This window comes from Leifsonia shinshuensis (genome assembly GCF_014217625.1).
Classification (GTDB): Bacteria; Actinomycetota; Actinomycetes; order Actinomycetales; family Microbacteriaceae; genus Leifsonia; species Leifsonia shinshuensis_A.
Window position 1 is genome coordinate 3,721,838 of record NZ_CP043641.1, and the last position, 16,709, is coordinate 3,738,546.

Below are 16,709 nucleotides of genomic sequence, written 5' to 3' on the forward strand. Positions count from 1 at the left end.
AGGGGGCTAGAGTGACGATCACGGCGATGGACCCCGCCGGAACGGCAACGTTCGAACCGCAACGCACGCTGATGGGCCTACACGCTTTCGTTAACGTGGAGGTCACTCATGCCTATCCGCCGGCTTGCGATGGATGTCGACAAGGTCGTCGACCGCCCAGACATGGTCAGCCTGGCCCGCGCAATCGAGCAGGTCTCCGGCGTCACCGCGGTGAACGTGACCGTCACCGAGATCGATGTGGAGACCGTCGGCACCGACATCACGGTCGAAGGTGACGACATCGACACGGAAGCGCTGTTCCGCGCCATCGAGACGGTGGGGGCGGTCCTGCACAGCATCGACGAGGTCGTCGCTGGGGATCACATCATCGAGCGTGTGGCCCGCGTGCGCTGACCATGACCGTCGCCGAGTTCGCCCGAACATTGCCGACTCTCCCGTTGGTGCTGGGCGTCACCGACGGGATGCTGAACGCGCTCACCCTCGCCGGCGGGGCGCTCCTGCGGGACGGTGCTGGAAGCCTGACCCTCATGCTGGCCCTACGAGTTGGGATCGCCGCCTTGGTGACTGCTGCGTTCACTGTGTTCGTCGCGGACTACGCTGAACGCCGTTCGGCTCTGGTGCGTGCAGCAAAGCAACTCAACATGACGGAGCCGGGACGGCTCGCCGCCACCAACCTGGGCCGCAAAGCGCTGCGGGAGTCATTCGTAGCGATGATCGTCGCCGCCGGTGCAAGCCTGGTAGGCGCCGGCGCTCCGCTTGCGGTCGGCGCAATTCTTCCCGGGCCCGCCTGGATTGTCGTGGCGCTCACGATCGCGTTGCTCGGCGGTTTCGGGTGGTTGCTCGGCGGGCTGCTCGCAGGGCGTCGCGGTTTCTGGGCGGCGTCGATGACGGTCGGTGGGGTGGCGGTGACCGCGATCGGCGTGTGGCTCAACATCGCCTGATTTCCTTCCGCACGGGATTCTCCGCTACGATCGCGGGACGGCGATGGATCCCGCCGGAGCGACAGCTCGAACCGCCACGACGGCCGATGGTTCCTACTTCTCCGACATCGACGGAAAGTAGGACAGCTGTGTTCACTTCAGGTTCCGAAGCGCTCGGCTTCATCGCCGATACGAAGGTCCGATTCCTGGACGTGCGCTTCACTGACCTGCCCGGTGTGCAGCAGCATCTGACCGTCCCGGCAGACACGGTCGACGAAGCCTTCTTCACCGAAGGGATCGCCTTCGACGGTTCCTCGATCCGCGGCTTCGCGTCGATCCACGAGTCGGACATGCAGCTGATCCCGGATGTCTCGACCGCGTACATCGACCCGTTCCGTGTCGAGCGGACCCTGATCATGGTCTTCGACATCTACAACCCCCGCAATGGCGAGATCTACTCGAAGGACCCGCGTCAGGTCGCCAAGAAGGCGGAGAAGTACCTCGCCTCCACCGGCATCGCGGACACCGCGTTCTTCGCGCCGGAGGCCGAGTTCTACATCTTCGACGACGTGCGCTACGAGGTGAAGCAGAACTCCAGCTTCTACGCGGTGGACTCCGAGGAGGGCGCCTGGAACTCCGGCCGCGTCGAAGAGGGTGGCAACCTCGGCAACAAGACCCCGTACAAGGGCGGCTACTTCCCGGTGAGCCCGGTCGACAAGCAGGCGGACCTCCGCGACGACATCTCGCTGAAGCTGATCGACGCCGGTCTCATCCTGGAGCGCGCGCACCACGAGGTGGGCACCGGCGGTCAGGCGGAGATCAACTACCGCTTCGACACGATGGTCCACGCGGCGGACGACATCCTGAAGTTCAAGTACATCGTCAAGAACACCGCCGAGCTGTGGGGCAAGACCGCCACCTTCATGCCGAAGCCGCTGTTCGGCGACAACGGTTCGGGCATGCACACCCACCAGTCGCTGTGGAACGACGGCAAGCCGCTGTTCTACGACGAGGCCGGCTACGGCGGCCTCTCCGACATCGCCCGCTGGTACATCGGCGGCCTCCTCAAGCACGCCCCGGCGGTGCTGGCCTTCACGAACCCCACAGTGAACTCGTTCCACCGCCTGGTCCCCGGCTTCGAGGCCCCGGTCAACCTGGTCTACTCGGCCGGAAACCGCTCCGCCTCCATCCGCATCCCGATCACGGGCACCAACGCGAAGGCCAAGCGCATCGAGTTCCGCGCGCCCGACGCCTCCGGCAACCCGTACCTCGCGTTCGCCGCCCAGCTCATGGCCGGCCTCGACGGCATCAAGAACCGCATCGAGCCGCACGAGCCGGTCGACAAGGACCTCTACGAGCTGCCGCCCGAGGAGGCCAAGAACATTCCCCAGGTTCCGGCATCGCTGGGCGAGGCCCTCGACGCGCTCGAGGCCGACCACGACTTCCTCACCGCAGGCGGCGTGTTCAGCCAGGAGCTCATCGAGACCTGGATCGAGTACAAGCGCGAGAAGGAGATCAAGCCCCTCGCCCAGCGTCCCCACCCGTTCGAGTACGAGCTCTATTACGGCGTCTGAAATGACGGCCGCCATCACGACTTCTGCCGGAGTACCGGCAGAGCCAGAACGCTCCCGCGCCGCTATGGGTTCGTCCACGGGCCCGGCGCGGGAGCCAGAGGGGGAACGTCCTTCGCCGAGGCGTTCCCCCTCGACCTGACACCTTCGGAGGATACGCCGATGAGCGAACCACGTGACACGGGCACAGGGCCCGACGAACGCTGGATCACGCCGGGCGTCGTCTCGATCGGCGCGGCGAGCTTCTTCTCCGACTCCGGACACGAGATCGCCACGAGTGTGATGCCCGCATTCCTCACCAGCGTGCTTGGCGGCTCGGCAGCAGCGCTCGGCGTCATCGAAGGGATAAGCGACGCCCTCACGGGTGTCACCAAGGTCGTTGGCGGACCGCTCGCGAACGACCCGGCCCGTCGCCGGTCGCTGGCAACGGGCGGGTACATCGTCACGGCCGTCGCGACCGCGGCGATCGGTCTGGCGACTGCCGTCTGGCAGGTCGGGGTCCTCCGCGCGTTCGCCTGGGCGGCACGCGGGATCCGCTCCCCCGCCCGTGATTCGCTCCTGGGTTCACTTGCGAACCCGAACGCCTACGGGAAGTCGTTCGGCATCGAGCGCGCCGGCGACAACCTCGGTGCGGTCGTCGGCCCACTCCTTGCCGCCGGCCTGGTCGCCTGGGTGGGCATTCGACCGGCGATATGGTTCGCGTTCATCCCCGGGATCCTCGCCGCCGTCGCGATCATCGTCGCCGCCAGAGAGGCCAAGCGACGCCTCGGCGATCAGACGAAAGAGCGAGTACGGCTCAATATCGCCGGGCTCCGCTCAGCAGGCCTTGGCCGCCCTTTGCTGCCGATCCTGTTGTTCGAGTGCGGCAACTTGGCGACGACCATGCTGATCCTCCGCTCGACAGATCAGCTCACTGCATTGGGCTTCGCGTCCGCCGCGTCGCTGGCGATCCTGTTCTACGCCGGCCACAACGCCATCGCCGCCGCGATCTCCTTCATCGGCGGTGTATGGCTCGACCGCGCCGGGCCACGTATCGTGTTCGCCGCTGGTGCTGCTGCGTACGTGCTCGGCTACGCGGCGTTCTCCGTGCCCGGTGTCGGATGGGCGCTTCTTCTGCTCGGGTTCATCTTGGCCGGCGCGGGTATCGGACTCGCTGAAACGGCCGAGTCCGCCCTTGTTGCGCGTGCACTTCCCGATCGGGTGCGCGGAACTGGTTTCGGCGTTCTCGGTGGCGTCCAGGCGATCGGCAACATCGTCGGAACCGTCGTCGCAGGCATCCTCTACACAACACTTTCACCGACCGCAGCGTTCATCTACGCGGCCGCATGGATGCTGCTTTCTTTCGCCGCCTCGGCCTTCTTCACCAACCCCAGTTCAGAGAGGACACCCTGATGCAGTTCGACGTGACCATCGAGATCCCCGCAGGTAGCAACAACAAGTACGAGATCGATCACGAGACCGGTCGGCTGCGGTTGGACCGGACACTCTTCTCGTCCATGGTGTATCCGGTCGACTACGGATTCATCCCCGACACTCTCGGTGAAGACGGTGATCCTCTCGACGCGTTTGTCCTGCTCGGGGCACCGGTCGTCCCGAACGTCGATGTCGCTACACGACCTGTCGGGGTCCTGCGCATGACGGACGAGGCAGGCATCGACTGGAAGATCCTCTGCGTACCCGACGTGGATCCCCGCTGGGCTAGCATCCAGGACGTTGCGGACGTCCCGCAGGAGCTGCTGGCCAAGATCGAGCACTTCTTCGCCCAGTACAAGGAGCTCGAGCCTGGCAAGCACGCCGACATTGCCGGCTGGGGCGGCAAAGCGGAAGCCGAGCAGATCGTCCGCGACGCACTCGCCCGCGAACGAGACCGCGTCGACCACTGATCCCGTCGGCGTCGGCCGTCAGGCCAACGCGGTCACCACGACGATGACCGCGAGCAGCGCGATCAGCATGTACGCCATGTAGGCGTCGAGCCGCCCGGACTGGAGCTTTCGTGCTGCCGCGACCACAGCACGGACCGCGGGAAGCAACGGGCGATAGAGGTAGCGCTGAACGACGTCGGTGACATCCACGACGTATCCGAGCCGGGCGGACGCAGCGGCGGGCCGGCCCCCAGACGAGCCGGCATCCGGGCTCAGCTCCCGCAGCTCATGCCGAGTCATCAAGAGGGCGGCGAGGACCTTGCGGATCGGGTTGGCAAACCCGTAGGAGGTGTAGCCGGTGCGTCCTGGGGCCCCCTCAGATCCAGAGGTCCAAGCGGGTGTACGCCGTACCCGCCAGAATCGGCGGCCGGAGAAAACGATGGCGACGACGATGGTGATCACGACGTAGGCGGGGATCACGATCCACAGTAACGTCGGCGAGAGAGCGGAGAAGTCCGCGAACACCGGTTGGAGAACCCACCCACCGGCCAGGGCGCCATTAGTTGTCGTCCCGGCGATCGGACGTATCCCCGCCGCGATCATCACGACCACGAGCGGAGCCACGGCGGCGACTCCGAGACAGGCAGCAGCCAACAGGCCCGTCGCCGCCCGATGGGTCCACGACCGTTCAGCCTCGCGATGAGCGGGCTGAGGGTTCGCGGGCTTGCCGAACGCAGTGAGCCCGACCAGGCGTACGAAGGCAATCCCGGAGACACCGATCGTGAGGGCGACAAGGATGCCGCAGACCGCCATGCACAGCTGCAGCGGCAACTGCCCGACCCGAAACTGCTGCATCAGCGCCTCCAGGGTCATCCACTCGGAGGCGAACCCGGCTGTCAGCGGCATTCCGGCGAGGGTGAGTCCACCGACGACGAGCCCGACGCCAGTGAATGGCAATGTCCGTGCTACACCGCGAAGTTGGTCGAGGTCGGTGGTGCCGAGCCCCACCTCCACGGCGTTCGCGCTGATGAACAACAGCGACTTCGCCGCGGCGTGCGTGATCACCTGGAGCGTGCCGGCCAAGAGGCCCACCGCCACCAGCTGCTTCGACCCGATCGTTTCGCCGACCAGCGCCACCGCGAAACCCGCACCGATCACCCCTGCGTTCTCGACGCTCGACCAGGCGATCAGGCCGCGCAGGTCCGCGTGGACGGCGGCGTGGGCGATTCCGAGGATGGCCGACACCCCGGCGAGCAGGAGGACGGCGCAGGTCAGCCAGGTCGGTGGGGCGCCGAGGACGTCGAGTGTCCTCCACAGCCCGTAGAAGCCGGCGTTCACAGCCATGCCGGCCAGCAGCGCGCGGACAGGACCTGGAGCGGCCGAGTAGCTCGGCGGCAGCCAAACGTGGGCAGGGACGAGTCCCACTTTCACCGCAAATCCTGCGAGCAGGAGCGTGTAGCCGAGCGCCGTCCACGCGCCCGGATGCCGACCGAGCTCGGACAGGGCGATCGAACCGGATTGCGCGGCGAGGACGCCGCCACCGAGGAGGAGCAGCGCACCGCTGGTCTTGCTGAATCCGGCGGCGAGAACAGCTGCTCGCCCCCGCCCTGCCCTCCTGCGGTCGTAGCCGACGGCCAGATAGAAGGAGAAGCCCAGCAGCTCCCACCCGGCGAGAAGCGTGAACAGGTCGTTCGCGGTCAGCACCAGCCCGACGGCGAGCCCGACGAGCGCGGCCGCCGAGCCAAGCCGCGGTCTGGATGCTCCACCGCGGGTGAGGCCAACCAGAAAGGCAGGGACTGCGACGCCGAAGGTGATCACGAGGAACAACCCGGTCAATGAGTCGACATGGAGCCCGATCGCGCCGAGTGGCGGGGACGACTCGAGCGTGGTGGACTCGCCGGTTCCGGCAAGTGCACGGGCGCCGACGACGACAAGCAGCAGGGAAGCCAGGACGGAGAGCGTCCAGGACGTCGCCGCGGCGATGCGCGACCAGCGCCGAGCGTCGGAGTCCACGCGGAGCGCCAGCCAGCCGACGGCGCCGGCGGCGAGGAAGAGTAGGAGACCGAGCACCGTCACCGTCGCGTCTCCTTCCGGGCGGGCAGCCGGTCGAGGGCGAGCAGGATCCCGTGCAGGATCGCGAACGGGGAGGCCGGCGAGCCGGGCACCCACACGTCGACGTCGAGGAGGCCGCCGATGCCGCCGGACGTGGCGTACCCGCTGCCGACGATCCCGCCGCTGATGGCATCCACCCCGGTAGCGATCACGACGGTCGGGGTCGGCATGGCGTCCAGGGTGGTGAGGAGCGCGTCGGTCATCCCGTGGGCGCCGAGCCCGGTGACGAGGAGGATGTCGGCGTGACGCGGGCTGGCGGTGAAGAACAGGCCGAGGCGGTGGAGATCGTAGACGGGGTTGGTGAGCGCCTGCACCTCCCACTCGTCCGACCCGTCCGAGCCGGTGTCGACGTGGCGCAGGTGCACGGATTGGCGCAGCCGCCGCACCCGGGTGGCGAGCTCGGCGCGAACGGCACGGAGAGCGTCCTCGGTCTCGGCGGGTTCGCCGACGACGATGCTGCGACGGGTGAGATCGGCGACGTCGGAGCCCTCCCGCCACGCGAAGGTGTGCGGCGCGATGAGCGGGCACCGGCCGCAGAGGATGCACCGGCCGCGGTCGAGTCGCAGCCTCCCGTCGTCCCCGCGGTAGATGGCTTCGGTGGGGCACGCATCGATGGCGCGATCCGTGTCCCGGTCGTCCGCCTCGGCCGAGGTGATGTCGATGGTGCCTGCGAACCCGTCACCGTATTCGTCTGGTCGTTGCGGCCAACGGGTGGTGATCACTCCGTCGCGGAGTCCTCGTGTTGCCCACGGCATCTACATCGCCACCCCTGCTGCGCTGAGTCCGAAGCTGAACTCGTTGAAGGCGAAGTCGGTCAATACGTCGCCATTGAACACGTCGTGCAAGAGGACCAGGTTGTGCAGGGATGGCGTGCGGGCGAAGCAGCGCACGATCCGGCCTTCCTGCAGTTCGGTGACGTAGACGATCTCGCCGTGCGGGCCTTCGGACCAGCCGACCGCCGTCCCCGTGGCGGCGGGGACGTGCGCCCGGGAGCTCTCGCCGGCGACCTCCCGCAGCGCCGAGCAGGCACGCTCTACGAGGACGACCGCAGTCTCGATCTCAGACCAGCGGACTCGTGTTCGGGCGAGGACATCGGCGGTCTTCTCGACGGCGGGCTCCAGCCCCTCCACGAGAAGGCCGTAGGCATCGGTGGGCCTGCTCCACCGGTTGTCGTCGATGACTCCGCTTCCTCTGCCGACCGGGCCGAGCGCGCCCCACTCGCGCGCATGTGCCGGGTCCAGTCGGCCGGTTCCGCGGAGCCTGTCGAGGAAAGACGGTGTCTTCATAGCGAGCGCCGCATCCGGCCGGATGCGCTCCCTCAGCACACGCACCGCGTCCAGGATCTCGTCCGGGCTGAGTGCGAGCGGGCGCGCGATTCCACCGGGGACCACGAAGGAGCGTCCGAACCGGCTGCCGGTCAGTGCGCTCATCAACCGCAAGGTGGATTCCTTGTGCCAGGCGAACCGTGTGTTCGCGACCGCGAGCCCGGCCGCTTCGGCGAGCTTCATGGCCACGTCGAGGTGGTTGGCGATCCGTTCGACCTCGGCGACGACGACCCGCGAGAGCTGTGCCCGCAGCGGAGGGATCGTGCCGGTGAGCGCCTCGACTGAATGCACGTACGCCGACGCATGGGTGGCCGAGGCGATTCCTTCGACGCGTTCGGCGACGAGGACGCCGTCGTCGATGCTGCGACCCTCGAACGCCTTCGCGATGCCGCGGTGCTTGTAGTGCGGCCGGATGTTCAACCGCGGGATGTCCTCTCCGGGCGTCTCGACGAGGTACTCGATCGACTCGGCGACACCCGAGCGGACCGGGCCGTAGGCGATCGTGAACAACCCGCGACCCTCCACCTCGACTGGGCCCGGCGGTGTAGCGGTGCGAACGGCGGATTCCTCCAGGTGCGCACCGTTCTGTCCCGGCCGTGGCCGCAGAGAGCCCTCCGCGATCGGCAACAACAGTGGGTCGAGCCGGGGGTGCCCGACCGGAACGACCCCGGACAGATCTGCCGCGGCGCGCTCGTACCAGAACGCGCTCGGCACCACCGGGGTCAGCGCGGGATAGCGCAGACCGTCACCCTCGTCGACCACGTCGATCGAGCGGAGCTCGAACCCGCCGTCCACCGCCAGCAGCACGGTCAACCGGCAGCCGCCGGCGGTCGCGGTGCCGAACAGGCCGGCGAAGCGTGCGCCATCCTCGATGCTGTCGCGGATCGCGTCCCGCCACTGCTCTGCCAGCCGGACGTCGCTCATCGCCCCGCCCCCAACTGCTGCGCTCCCGCGTTCAACAGCGCCGACAATGCGTCCGGAGGGTGCACGCCGAGCCAGAGCAGCGCCACCATCGCCAGGACGACGGGGATCACCATCCACATACTCGGCTCGCCGCGAGTGGGAAGCGGCTCGCCGTCGCGAGCGGGTCGGAACAGCATCCGCGTCACCGCCATGGAGAGCCCGAAGAACGCGAACGTGACCAGCAGCACCAGCGCCGCCGCGCCCGCGGTTTTCGCGCCCTGGAGGCCCCCGATGACGATCTGGAACTCGCTGCGGAAGATGCTGAACGGCGGGAGCGCGCAGAGCGCGAAGATCGCCAGCAGGAACAGCGGCGCCGACCAGGGCAGCACCCCGAGGCCGTCCCGGATACGGCGCAGCTCTTTGGTCCGGTACGTGTGGACGAACACCCCGGCGCCCATGAACGCCGCGCCCTTGCCGAGCGCGTGACCCAGGACATGCAGTAGCACCCCGGCGAAGGCGAGGGGGGTGCCGAAGCTGACGCCGATCGCGAGGATACCCATGTGCTCGATGCTGGAGTACGCGAGCATCCGTTTGAGGTTCTTCTGGTCGAACAGGTACAGCGCGGCCAGCAGCAGCGAGAGCACGCCGAAGATCAGCAGCATGGTCTGCGGGAACGTCGGCCCGAGCGCGGCGACGGCGACCTGGAAGTAGCGCACGATCGCGTAGAAGCTGGTCGCCAGGAGTGCTCCGGAGAGCAGCGCGGACACCGGGGTCGGCGCCTCCGAGTGCGCGTCGGGCAGCCAGGTGTGCACCGGGAAGAGGCCCACTTTGGTGCCGTACCCGACAACCGCGAGGGCGAACGCGAATTGCACCGGCGTCGAGGGAAGGTGCTTCGCCGCGTCCAGGAGCGGTGCGAAGGCGAGATCGTAGGAGGAGCCGAGGGCGGTGGCGCCGGCGTAGTAGAGCATGATCGTGGCCAGCAGTGCGATGCCGAGCCCGGAGGATGCGATGAGGACGTACTTCCACGCGGCTTCTGCCGCCTCGTCGGTGTTGTCGAGCGCGACAAGCAGAGCCGAGACGACCGTCGTGATCTCCACGGCGATCCAGAGCAGCGCGAGGCCGTTGACGAGAGGTGCGCAGATCATCGACCAGGCGAAGATGTTGAAGCCCGCGTAGAACCGGGCCGAGTAGCGCCGGAAGCTGCGGTCGACGCCGACGCTGGAGGAGGCGGCGGCGCGGGCTCGGTCGCCGAAGTAGCCGACGGCGTAGATGCTGGTCAGCGCGAATAGCGAGGTGGTGGCCAGGAGGAACACACAGCCGACCGCGTCCAGGCGCAGATACCCAGTGACCTCCACCGTCCCGGTCGTCGCCGCAGGGACCAATGCGATCGAGAGCGCCACGCAGACGACGGCGACCGCCACCGTCAGGGCGCGCGCGACGCGATACGACGCCACGAACGAGATGATCGCCGCACCCAGCGGCATCGTGACGAGGAGGATCAGCAATGTCGACATCTCAGCCTCGCAACCGGTCGAGCGGGATGGTGGACAGCGTGTTCGACCGGCCGTGATGGATGCGGATGAGCACCCCGAAGACGACGACGGCGACGAGTAGGTCGAACAGAAACGCGACTTCGAGGATGAGCGGCAGTCCGGCCGCGACGACGAGACTCGCCATAGAGACCCCGTTCTCGAGGGAGAAGAACCCGATGGCCTGGCTGACCACGTCCCTCCGCAGGATCATCAGCACGAACGAGACCAGTACGACGGCCATCGACAGGCTCAATGCTGTCGACGGGAGTACCGGTGAGTCGATGTGAAGTGCCCCGACAGCGAAGAACCCGAACGCTGCCACGATGAGCGCGATCACCACCTCGCTGGCCACACCGACCGCGCCGCTTCCGGCGATCTCGGTTCCGGAGCGGCGCAGCTGCCGGAGCATCACCAGCGGGACGATCACCACCTTCAGCGCGAAAGAGATCGCGGCCAACGCGTAGAGTTCGGGGATGCCACGGCCGGCAGCCACCACGAAGGCGAGCACGCTGACGGCGGCCGACTGCATGGCGTATAGCCCCACCTGGGAGCGCAGCATCGCCGCGCGCAACATCCCGAATTCGAGCAGCAGGACGATCACGGCGACCGTGTTCGCGGTGCCCTCGTATACGCTCGGCACGCTCTGCGCCGCAGCCGTCGCGGACAGGGACAGCATCAGCCACCTCCGAGGTAGAGGGTCAGGATGGCGAGCACCGCGAGCAGGAACGCGGCCGCGACGAACTCGGTGATTTTGAACAGCCGGAGCTTGGCGAACGTGTTGTCGATCACCGCGACGACGACACCGAGGGCGGTGGCCTTCACCAGCAGAGCGATGATTGCGAGCACCACGAGGTCCAGGCGTCCGCTCGGTGCGAGACCCCACGGCGCCACGAAAACGTTGAGCAGGATCGTGTAGAAGATCAGCTGCTTCGCCGCCGATCCCCACTTCAGCAAGGCCAGGTAGGGCCCGGAGTGCTCGAACGACCTGGCCTCCTCGATCATGCCGAACTCGATCGTGCCGGTATGGGTCTCAACGGGGATGCGGGCCGTCTCGAACAGGATCACCATGAACAACGCCGCCGAAGCCAGAAGGTGCGCCGGCCGGATGATCTGCTCCGGCCCGCTGGTGACGGTCGCGCCGAGCACGTACGGCAGATCGGTCGTGGTGAGGATCGCGACCGTGAATACGACCAGCAGCACGACCGGCTCTGTGATCGCCCCGAAGGTCTTGGCACGGCTGGCGCCGAGCTGTGCGTACGGGTCGCCAGTGGACGCCGCGGCGACGGCGACGACGAAGCTGGCGAGGGCGAGAATGAAGCCGCCGCCGAGGATGTCGCCCATATTCCCCAACGGCAGCCCGAAGGTGGTCAGCACGGGGATCAGCAGCGGGACGGTGAGGTAGCAGGCGAACGCGATCACCGGACCGGCGAGGAAGAACCAGCCGGCGCCTGCCGGGGCGAGAGCCTCCTTGCCGAACAGCTTCGCGAGGTCGAAGTAGGGCTGCAGGATTCTTGGGCCTCGGCGCCCCTGCATCCGGGCTTCGATGCTCGCGATGATCCCGCTCACGCCCGGCGCGGCGCCGGCGATCGTGAGGACTTGAAGGAATTGGATGACGGGTGCGGAGAGTTCGATCACTGTGCTCCCGCCGCGGTCGTTGCAGCCACGGTCGGAGGTGGATCGGAGCGAGGGCTCTGCCCGGTGCTCTCGTCCTCGTTCCAATGCGCGTGCATGCCTGTTCCCATCTCTGGTCACAGGGGCTATCAGCGCGTAGGCGGTTCGGACGAGGGTCGTCCCGGCGAGCTCCATCGCCGGATGCTCAGTGAATCACGGCTCTTCGAACGCGGTCAAGGACATCCGTTCGGCGGGTCGCGGATCCTTCTCGTCGCCGAATACGCGTTGGTAGACGTCCCAGCCGAAGCTGGTGGAGAGGGGTTCGCCTTCGGTCAGGGTGAAGTCGCGGCCGCCGTCCTCTGCGCGATGGGCGCGCAGGAAGAGCGTGTCCTCGCGGTTTTCCTCGCGCAGCCGGTGCGCGAAGTCGAACAGGTGGGTCACGAAGGCGACGGTCACCGCGCGATCCCGGAACGCGTGGACGACGTGACGAGAGATCTCCGAGCCTTCCCGTTCATTGGTGGAGGCGAACGACTCGTTGAAGAGCACCATCGCCCCCGGTGTCACGGCGTCGACGATCCGACTCATCCGGCCGAGCTCCTCATCCAGCTTGCCGCTGACGAGCTGCTTGTCCTCCTCGCGCTTGAAGTGGGTGAAGATGCCGGTGCGGACACCGGTGCTCAACGCCGTGGCGGGGGCGAAGAGTCCGCACTGGGTGAGCAGCTGGGCCTGGCCCAGGCTGCGCAGGAACGTGGACTTGCCGCCGCGGTTCGCTCCGGTGATCACGACCAGAGGGGTCGCTGTGGCATCGATCGTGTTGCCGACGGCGGGCCGGCCGCCGATCAGCACGAGAGCGATGTCGTAGAGCTCGTCTGCCGCGAATCCGGCCGTGTCGGTCAGTGTGGGGATTGTCGTCGGTTCGCCCTGCGCGGTCAGCGCGTCGTGGAGGTTGATGGCTCCGAGGTAGAACGCGAGCTCGCGTTGCAGCATCGTCAGGAAGCTCTTGATGTGATCGGTCGACTGGATCAGCGCGTTCGCGACGAGGTCGACTCCGCGGTCCTGGAGCTCGTGGAGCGCGCTGAAGCCGGCCTCGTCCCGGTCCGGGATGGTCATCGTGTGTGCGGGGTGGGTGAACCCCAGCCGCTGCAGCAGCGGGATACGGCGGCCGGAGGGGCGGCGCAGGGTGATCCTTGTAGGCTTGTTCGCCTCTCCGAGGTGGGCGCTGCTGAGCACTCCGTGCCGGAATCGCAACTGGGCAAGGTGCTCGTCGATCTCCTCGAAGTACTCGTCCGTCAACTCGGACTGCAGCATCTGGAACAGGGTCGTGAACGCCGGCGACCGGAAGGCGGGTGCGTTTTCGTCGGCGAGCAGCCGCAGACTCCGCAGGTAGCGGATGTACACCTCCATCAGCTGGCTGCCGTGATGAACCATCCCGGACGGGGAGGACAACCCCCAGCTGTAGATGCGTTTCGCCTCCGCCAGCGCTTGGACCGGCAGCGCGTAGAGCGCGCGGATTGCGTCCGGGTTCGCGAGTGCGTCGGTGAGGGCCTGCTGGCGGTGACGGATCTGGTCCGCGTCGGTCAACGGCTGGTGGAGGGCCGCGGTCGCGGTCTCGGCGAGGAATGCGTCGTCGGCTGCCATCGCGCGCACGAGGACGCCGAGTTCGAGGTCGGCGAACCGGTCGTGCTGGTTCTCATCCGGATGATCGATGAGAACGAAGTCGGCGTCGGTGAAGAGCAGGTGGGCCTTCATGATGCGATCCGTTCGGTGATCCGGGCGGTGGACAGTCCGTAGCGGTCAGCGAGGGCGGTCGCGTGTGCCAGGCCGTCGGCGGGCCGCCGTTCGATGTGGAAGGTGCGCCGGGTCACGTCGTCCGGGTCGACCTCGGCGACCATGCTGACCGTCTCCGGACCGAGGGCGGTCAGCTCGTCAATGAACGTCACGTAGACGCCCATCGCGCCCTCATCGATCAACGTGCGGAGGATCCTCTCGCCGAGCTCGAGCGCGTCCTGGGCGGTGGTCGAGGTGAACGTCTCGTTCATGATCACGATGCTGCGATCGTCAGCCGAGGAGATGATCGCGTGCGCCCGCACCAGGTCGTCCTCGAGTTTGCCGGCCAGGTTGGTGAGATCTTCCTGCCGTTCGAAGTGAGTGTAGAGCCGGTCGAACAGCGGGAGGACCGCCCGGCGCGCCGGGACGGGGAGCCCGAGTGCGGCGAGGTAGTGCAGCTGCCCGAAGGACCGTGCGAACGTGGTCTTGCCGCCCTGGTTGGCGCCGGTGACTACGAGGAACTGCTCCCCGCGCCGGAGCTGGAAATCGTTGGTGACCAGCGGCGTCGCGTCCGTCTGTCGCTTAAATGCCAGCGCGAGGTCGTAGCCGCCGGTGACGTTGCTTTCGCGTTCGTCGACGACACGGGGCACGCAGACCGGCAGTCTGTTGCCTGAGGCGTGGGCCAGGTAGTCCTGGTAGGTGAAGTAGAACTGCAGCTCACGGTCGAACCGGGCGAGCGTCGCGGACTGGAACGTCGCGTGCTCATTGCAGAACTCGGCCAACGCCGCGAATGGCTCCGGGAACACGTCAGCCACCAGGCCCAGGATGCCCGCCTCGACATGGTTCATGTCGACCGTGTCGATGAACTTCGTCCGGTGCGTTCCGACGTCGGACTGCCGGAACTTCGCGAAGGTCGCAGCGACGTCGGCGCTGAAGTCCGTCTCGCCGCCGTATGGGATCACGGTGACGCTGTTGCCGTCGATGAGGAACTCGTACTCGACCTCGTCCAGCTGTTCGGCCACACGTTCGGCGTCCTCCGCCAACCGAGTGAATCCCTCCGAGGCGACGTAGCGATCCAGATGGTCCTGGAACACCAGCATTCCCGCCGACTCGAGCGGTGCGTCCATGAGCCCGCGGGCGAGGTTGCCGGTTAGGGTCACATAGTGAGTGACGGCGTCCAGGAACACCCGTTGTCGTTGCAGCACGTATCGCAGTTTGTCGACCAGGGCGAGCTGGGTGCGCAGTTCCCGCATGCCCTCGGCGAAGGCCCGCCCACTCTGCTGCACGCGCTCGTGCGCCAGGTCGGCGAGCACCGCATGACGGAACTCCACCTGCTCCAACGTGGTCAGCGGCGTCCAGTAGAACGGCCGCAGCTCGTAGTCGTCCGTGCCGACCAAGCGTTCGATCACCAGATCGAGGGCAAGGTCGGGGAAGCAGTCCGGTTGCGTTCTTGCCAACTCCATGGAGGCGGCGTCGGTGCCGGCTGGGCCGGCGGCCGGAAACAGGATGCTCGTCAGTTGTGCGCGGTTCTCTTCCACGTGGTCCTCCTACCTGGACGCGATGCAGAGCAAGGGTGTTCAGGTAGAAGCCATCAGCGGGGACCCGCGGTTTCGGTGAGCTTCATCACCGTTTGGGAGCACAACGATACACCCCCCGGCGGTGTGGTTGAACTCGTCGCACCTTCTGGCACACTGTGAGGTGACGATGAACTCGTCGCGGTGGTGGGGCTCACCGCGAACAACCTCGGCGCCGCCGACAACAGTCCCTATCTCGCCAGACGCGCGCGCCCGCCGCCGAGATAGGAGACGTCAATGTCCGATCCCCACACCCCGGACCAGAACCGCTCCGTCATCCTCGTAGGTGTCGAACACGGGTTGGCCGACGCCGTCCTGCTGGAAGCAGCCCATATCGCCCGAGACCTGGACTGCGAACTCATCTGCGCCCACGTCGACCTCGGCCGATATACGGTCGACGAGAACCCGGACGGATCGGTGCATTCGCTCCCCTTCGACCCCGACCTCCCGGAACTCGATGAGGACGTATTCGACACCGAACTCGCCGCACACATCGAGAAGACCCTCGCAAAGACCGGCGTCAACTGGAGCAAGCGCGAACTCGCCGGCGACCCCGCCCATGCGCTCGGACATCTCGCCGAGACGCTGAACGCCCGCATGATCGTCGTCGGCACCCACGAAGCCGGCCTGCGCTCGGGCCTTCGCGAATTCTTCCGCTCCTCTGTCGCTGTCCACCTCGCGCACCGACAGCACCGGCCGGTGCTGGTCGTCCCCCTGTCGCCGGTGACCGACGGCCGGGCGCTGCCGTGGGAGTGACACGGCTCTACGAGGTCTACCTGCTTCGGCACGGTGAGAGCACCGCGAACGCGCAAGGACTTTTCACCGGTGTGCTCAACCCGCCGTTGACCGAGCGTGGGCGTATTGAAGCGCGAGACGCCGGACTGTTGCTGCAAGCGGCGGGCATCAGGCCTGTATCGATCTTCGCGTCGGCGCTCGAGCGGACCATCGCCACGGCACTCATCGTCAAGGATGTCCTCGGCCTTGACGCGGACCTGCGCATCGAGTGGCGGTTGAACGAACGCAACTACGGTGCGCTTACGGGCCAGTCCAAGACAGCGGTCGCTCGCCGCTATGGAGTGAGCCAATTCCTCACCTGGCGACGCTCGTTCCTCACCGCGCCGCCACCGATGAGCGCCGAACAGCTCGAGGCGATCCGGTCCGAAGAGCCCTTCCGGTCACTCCCGCAGGCCGCTCTGACCCCGACGGAGTCGCTCCATGACGTCGGACGGCGGATCCTGCCCTTCGTCGCCGAGCAGCTGTATCACGCGCTGGTCGAAGAATCGCCGGTGATCGTGGTCGGTCATGGGAACTCGCTTCGCGCCCTGTGCATGATCATCGAGGGCCTCACCCCGCGGCAGGTCGAGCAGCTGGCGATTCCGACCGGTCAGCCCTTGCGGTATCGTTTCGATCTCCGGTCCGGAACGCCCGCTCTCGTAGCACGCGACTACCTCGACCCCGACGCCGCTGTCGAAGCCACCGAACTCCTCAACCGGCAAGGGGGCACCTAGGTGTCGCCTGCGCGAACAGAACCA

15 protein-coding genes and 2 riboswitches are annotated in these 16,709 nt (G+C 67.1%); of the genes, 7 read left to right on the top strand and 8 right to left on the bottom strand.

What is annotated here, in order from left to right:
* Positions 1 to 108 precede the first annotated feature (108 nt).
* From F1C12_RS18080 to F1C12_RS18100, 5 genes are all read left to right on the top strand, one after another.
* A complete protein-coding gene (locus tag F1C12_RS18080; RefSeq protein WP_175339267.1) occupies positions 109 to 393 on the top strand; it encodes a DUF211 domain-containing protein in 285 nt (94 codons plus the stop codon).
* A gap of 2 nt (positions 394 to 395) precedes the next feature.
* Positions 396 to 941, top strand: coding sequence for a hypothetical protein (locus tag F1C12_RS18085; RefSeq protein WP_185276257.1), 546 nt, complete (start codon positions 396 to 398; stop codon positions 939 to 941).
* 30 nt (positions 942 to 971) lie between these two features.
* Positions 972 to 1,044: riboswitch (Fluoride riboswitch) on the top strand.
* 25 nt (positions 1,045 to 1,069) lie between these two features.
* Positions 1,070 to 2,494: a type I glutamate--ammonia ligase gene (gene glnA, locus F1C12_RS18090; protein ID WP_185276258.1), complete on the top strand. Its 1,425-nt coding sequence runs from the start codon at positions 1,070 to 1,072 to the stop codon at positions 2,492 to 2,494.
* Positions 2,495 to 2,653: 159 nt separating this feature from the next.
* The gene (locus tag F1C12_RS18095) at positions 2,654 to 3,883 is read left to right on the top strand and encodes an MFS transporter (RefSeq protein ID WP_185276259.1); all 1,230 of its coding nucleotides are present in this window, start codon (positions 2,654 to 2,656) and stop codon (positions 3,881 to 3,883) included.
* Positions 3,883 to 4,374, top strand: a complete 492-nt coding sequence (locus F1C12_RS18100) for an inorganic diphosphatase (protein WP_185276260.1) — start codon at positions 3,883 to 3,885, stop codon at positions 4,372 to 4,374. Before F1C12_RS18095 ends, F1C12_RS18100 begins: the two co-directional genes overlap by 1 nt.
* Before the next feature lie 18 nt (positions 4,375 to 4,392).
* Here the strand turns inward: F1C12_RS18100 and F1C12_RS18105 are convergent, their stop codons facing one another.
* From F1C12_RS18105 to F1C12_RS18140, 8 genes are all read right to left on the bottom strand, one after another.
* Positions 4,393 to 6,429, bottom strand: coding sequence for a proton-conducting transporter transmembrane domain-containing protein (locus F1C12_RS18105; RefSeq protein ID WP_185276261.1), 2,037 nt, complete (start codon positions 6,427 to 6,429; stop codon positions 4,393 to 4,395).
* Positions 6,426 to 7,187, bottom strand: a complete 762-nt coding sequence (locus F1C12_RS18110) for a hypothetical protein (protein ID WP_219732642.1) — start codon at positions 7,185 to 7,187, stop codon at positions 6,426 to 6,428. The genes F1C12_RS18105 and F1C12_RS18110 overlap by 4 nt, the downstream gene beginning before the upstream one ends.
* A gap of 33 nt (positions 7,188 to 7,220) precedes the next feature.
* Positions 7,221 to 8,714: a hydrogenase large subunit gene (locus F1C12_RS18115; RefSeq protein ID WP_185276263.1), complete on the bottom strand. Its 1,494-nt coding sequence runs from the start codon at positions 8,712 to 8,714 to the stop codon at positions 7,221 to 7,223.
* Positions 8,711 to 10,207, bottom strand: a complete 1,497-nt coding sequence (locus F1C12_RS18120; protein WP_185276264.1) for a proton-conducting transporter transmembrane domain-containing protein — start codon at positions 10,205 to 10,207, stop codon at positions 8,711 to 8,713. Before F1C12_RS18120 ends, F1C12_RS18115 begins: the two co-directional genes overlap by 4 nt.
* A gap of 1 nt (position 10,208) precedes the next feature.
* Positions 10,209 to 10,901 carry a hydrogenase gene (locus F1C12_RS18125; RefSeq protein WP_175339096.1) on the bottom strand — a complete coding sequence of 231 codons (693 nt, stop codon included), beginning with the start codon at positions 10,899 to 10,901 and terminating at the stop codon, positions 10,209 to 10,211.
* Positions 10,901 to 11,860 carry a respiratory chain complex I subunit 1 family protein gene (locus F1C12_RS18130; protein WP_217499248.1) on the bottom strand — a complete coding sequence of 320 codons (960 nt, stop codon included), beginning with the start codon at positions 11,858 to 11,860 and terminating at the stop codon, positions 10,901 to 10,903. Before F1C12_RS18130 ends, F1C12_RS18125 begins: the two co-directional genes overlap by 1 nt.
* A gap of 189 nt (positions 11,861 to 12,049) precedes the next feature.
* Positions 12,050 to 13,585 (bottom strand): MutS-related protein, encoded by a 1,536-nt coding sequence (locus F1C12_RS18135; protein WP_185276265.1) that lies wholly within the window; start codon positions 13,583 to 13,585, stop codon positions 12,050 to 12,052.
* Positions 13,582 to 15,141, bottom strand: a complete 1,560-nt coding sequence (locus tag F1C12_RS18140; RefSeq protein WP_185276266.1) for a MutS-related protein — start codon at positions 15,139 to 15,141, stop codon at positions 13,582 to 13,584. Before F1C12_RS18140 ends, F1C12_RS18135 begins: the two co-directional genes overlap by 4 nt.
* A gap of 37 nt (positions 15,142 to 15,178) precedes the next feature.
* Positions 15,179 to 15,240, bottom strand: a riboswitch (Fluoride riboswitch).
* 174 nt (positions 15,241 to 15,414) lie between these two features.
* Here F1C12_RS18140 and F1C12_RS18145 point away from each other — a divergent pair.
* Both F1C12_RS18145 and F1C12_RS18150 read left to right on the top strand, forming a co-directional pair.
* Positions 15,415 to 15,933: a universal stress protein gene (locus F1C12_RS18145; RefSeq protein ID WP_175339100.1), complete on the top strand. Its 519-nt coding sequence runs from the start codon at positions 15,415 to 15,417 to the stop codon at positions 15,931 to 15,933.
* Complete coding sequence (locus F1C12_RS18150; protein WP_185276267.1) at positions 15,930 to 16,685, top strand: 2,3-bisphosphoglycerate-dependent phosphoglycerate mutase; 756 nt, start codon at positions 15,930 to 15,932, stop codon at positions 16,683 to 16,685. The genes F1C12_RS18145 and F1C12_RS18150 overlap by 4 nt, the downstream gene beginning before the upstream one ends.
* Positions 16,686 to 16,709: the final 24 nt, after the last annotated feature.

What these genes read in the sequence shown, in the direction of transcription:
- F1C12_RS18080 (WP_175339267.1), top strand. Translation starts at nt 109, where the DNA reads ATGCCTATCCGCCGGCTTGCGATGGATGTCGACAAGGTCGTCGACCGC.
- F1C12_RS18085 (WP_185276257.1), top strand. Translation starts at nt 396, where the DNA reads ATGACCGTCGCCGAGTTCGCCCGAACATTGCCGACTCTCCCGTTGGTG.
- F1C12_RS18095 (WP_185276259.1), top strand. Translation starts at nt 2,654, where the DNA reads ATGAGCGAACCACGTGACACGGGCACAGGGCCCGACGAACGCTGGATC.
- F1C12_RS18100 (WP_185276260.1), top strand. Translation starts at nt 3,883, where the DNA reads ATGCAGTTCGACGTGACCATCGAGATCCCCGCAGGTAGCAACAACAAG.
- F1C12_RS18115 (WP_185276263.1), bottom strand. Translation starts at nt 8,714, where the DNA reads ATGAGCGACGTCCGGCTGGCAGAGCAGTGGCGGGACGCGATCCGCGAC.
- F1C12_RS18120 (WP_185276264.1), bottom strand. Translation starts at nt 10,207, where the DNA reads ATGTCGACATTGCTGATCCTCCTCGTCACGATGCCGCTGGGTGCGGCG.
- F1C12_RS18125 (WP_175339096.1), bottom strand. Translation starts at nt 10,901, where the DNA reads ATGCTGTCCCTGTCCGCGACGGCTGCGGCGCAGAGCGTGCCGAGCGTA.
- F1C12_RS18135 (WP_185276265.1), bottom strand. Translation starts at nt 13,585, where the DNA reads ATGAAGGCCCACCTGCTCTTCACCGACGCCGACTTCGTTCTCATCGAT.
- F1C12_RS18145 (WP_175339100.1), top strand. Translation starts at nt 15,415, where the DNA reads ATGTCCGATCCCCACACCCCGGACCAGAACCGCTCCGTCATCCTCGTA.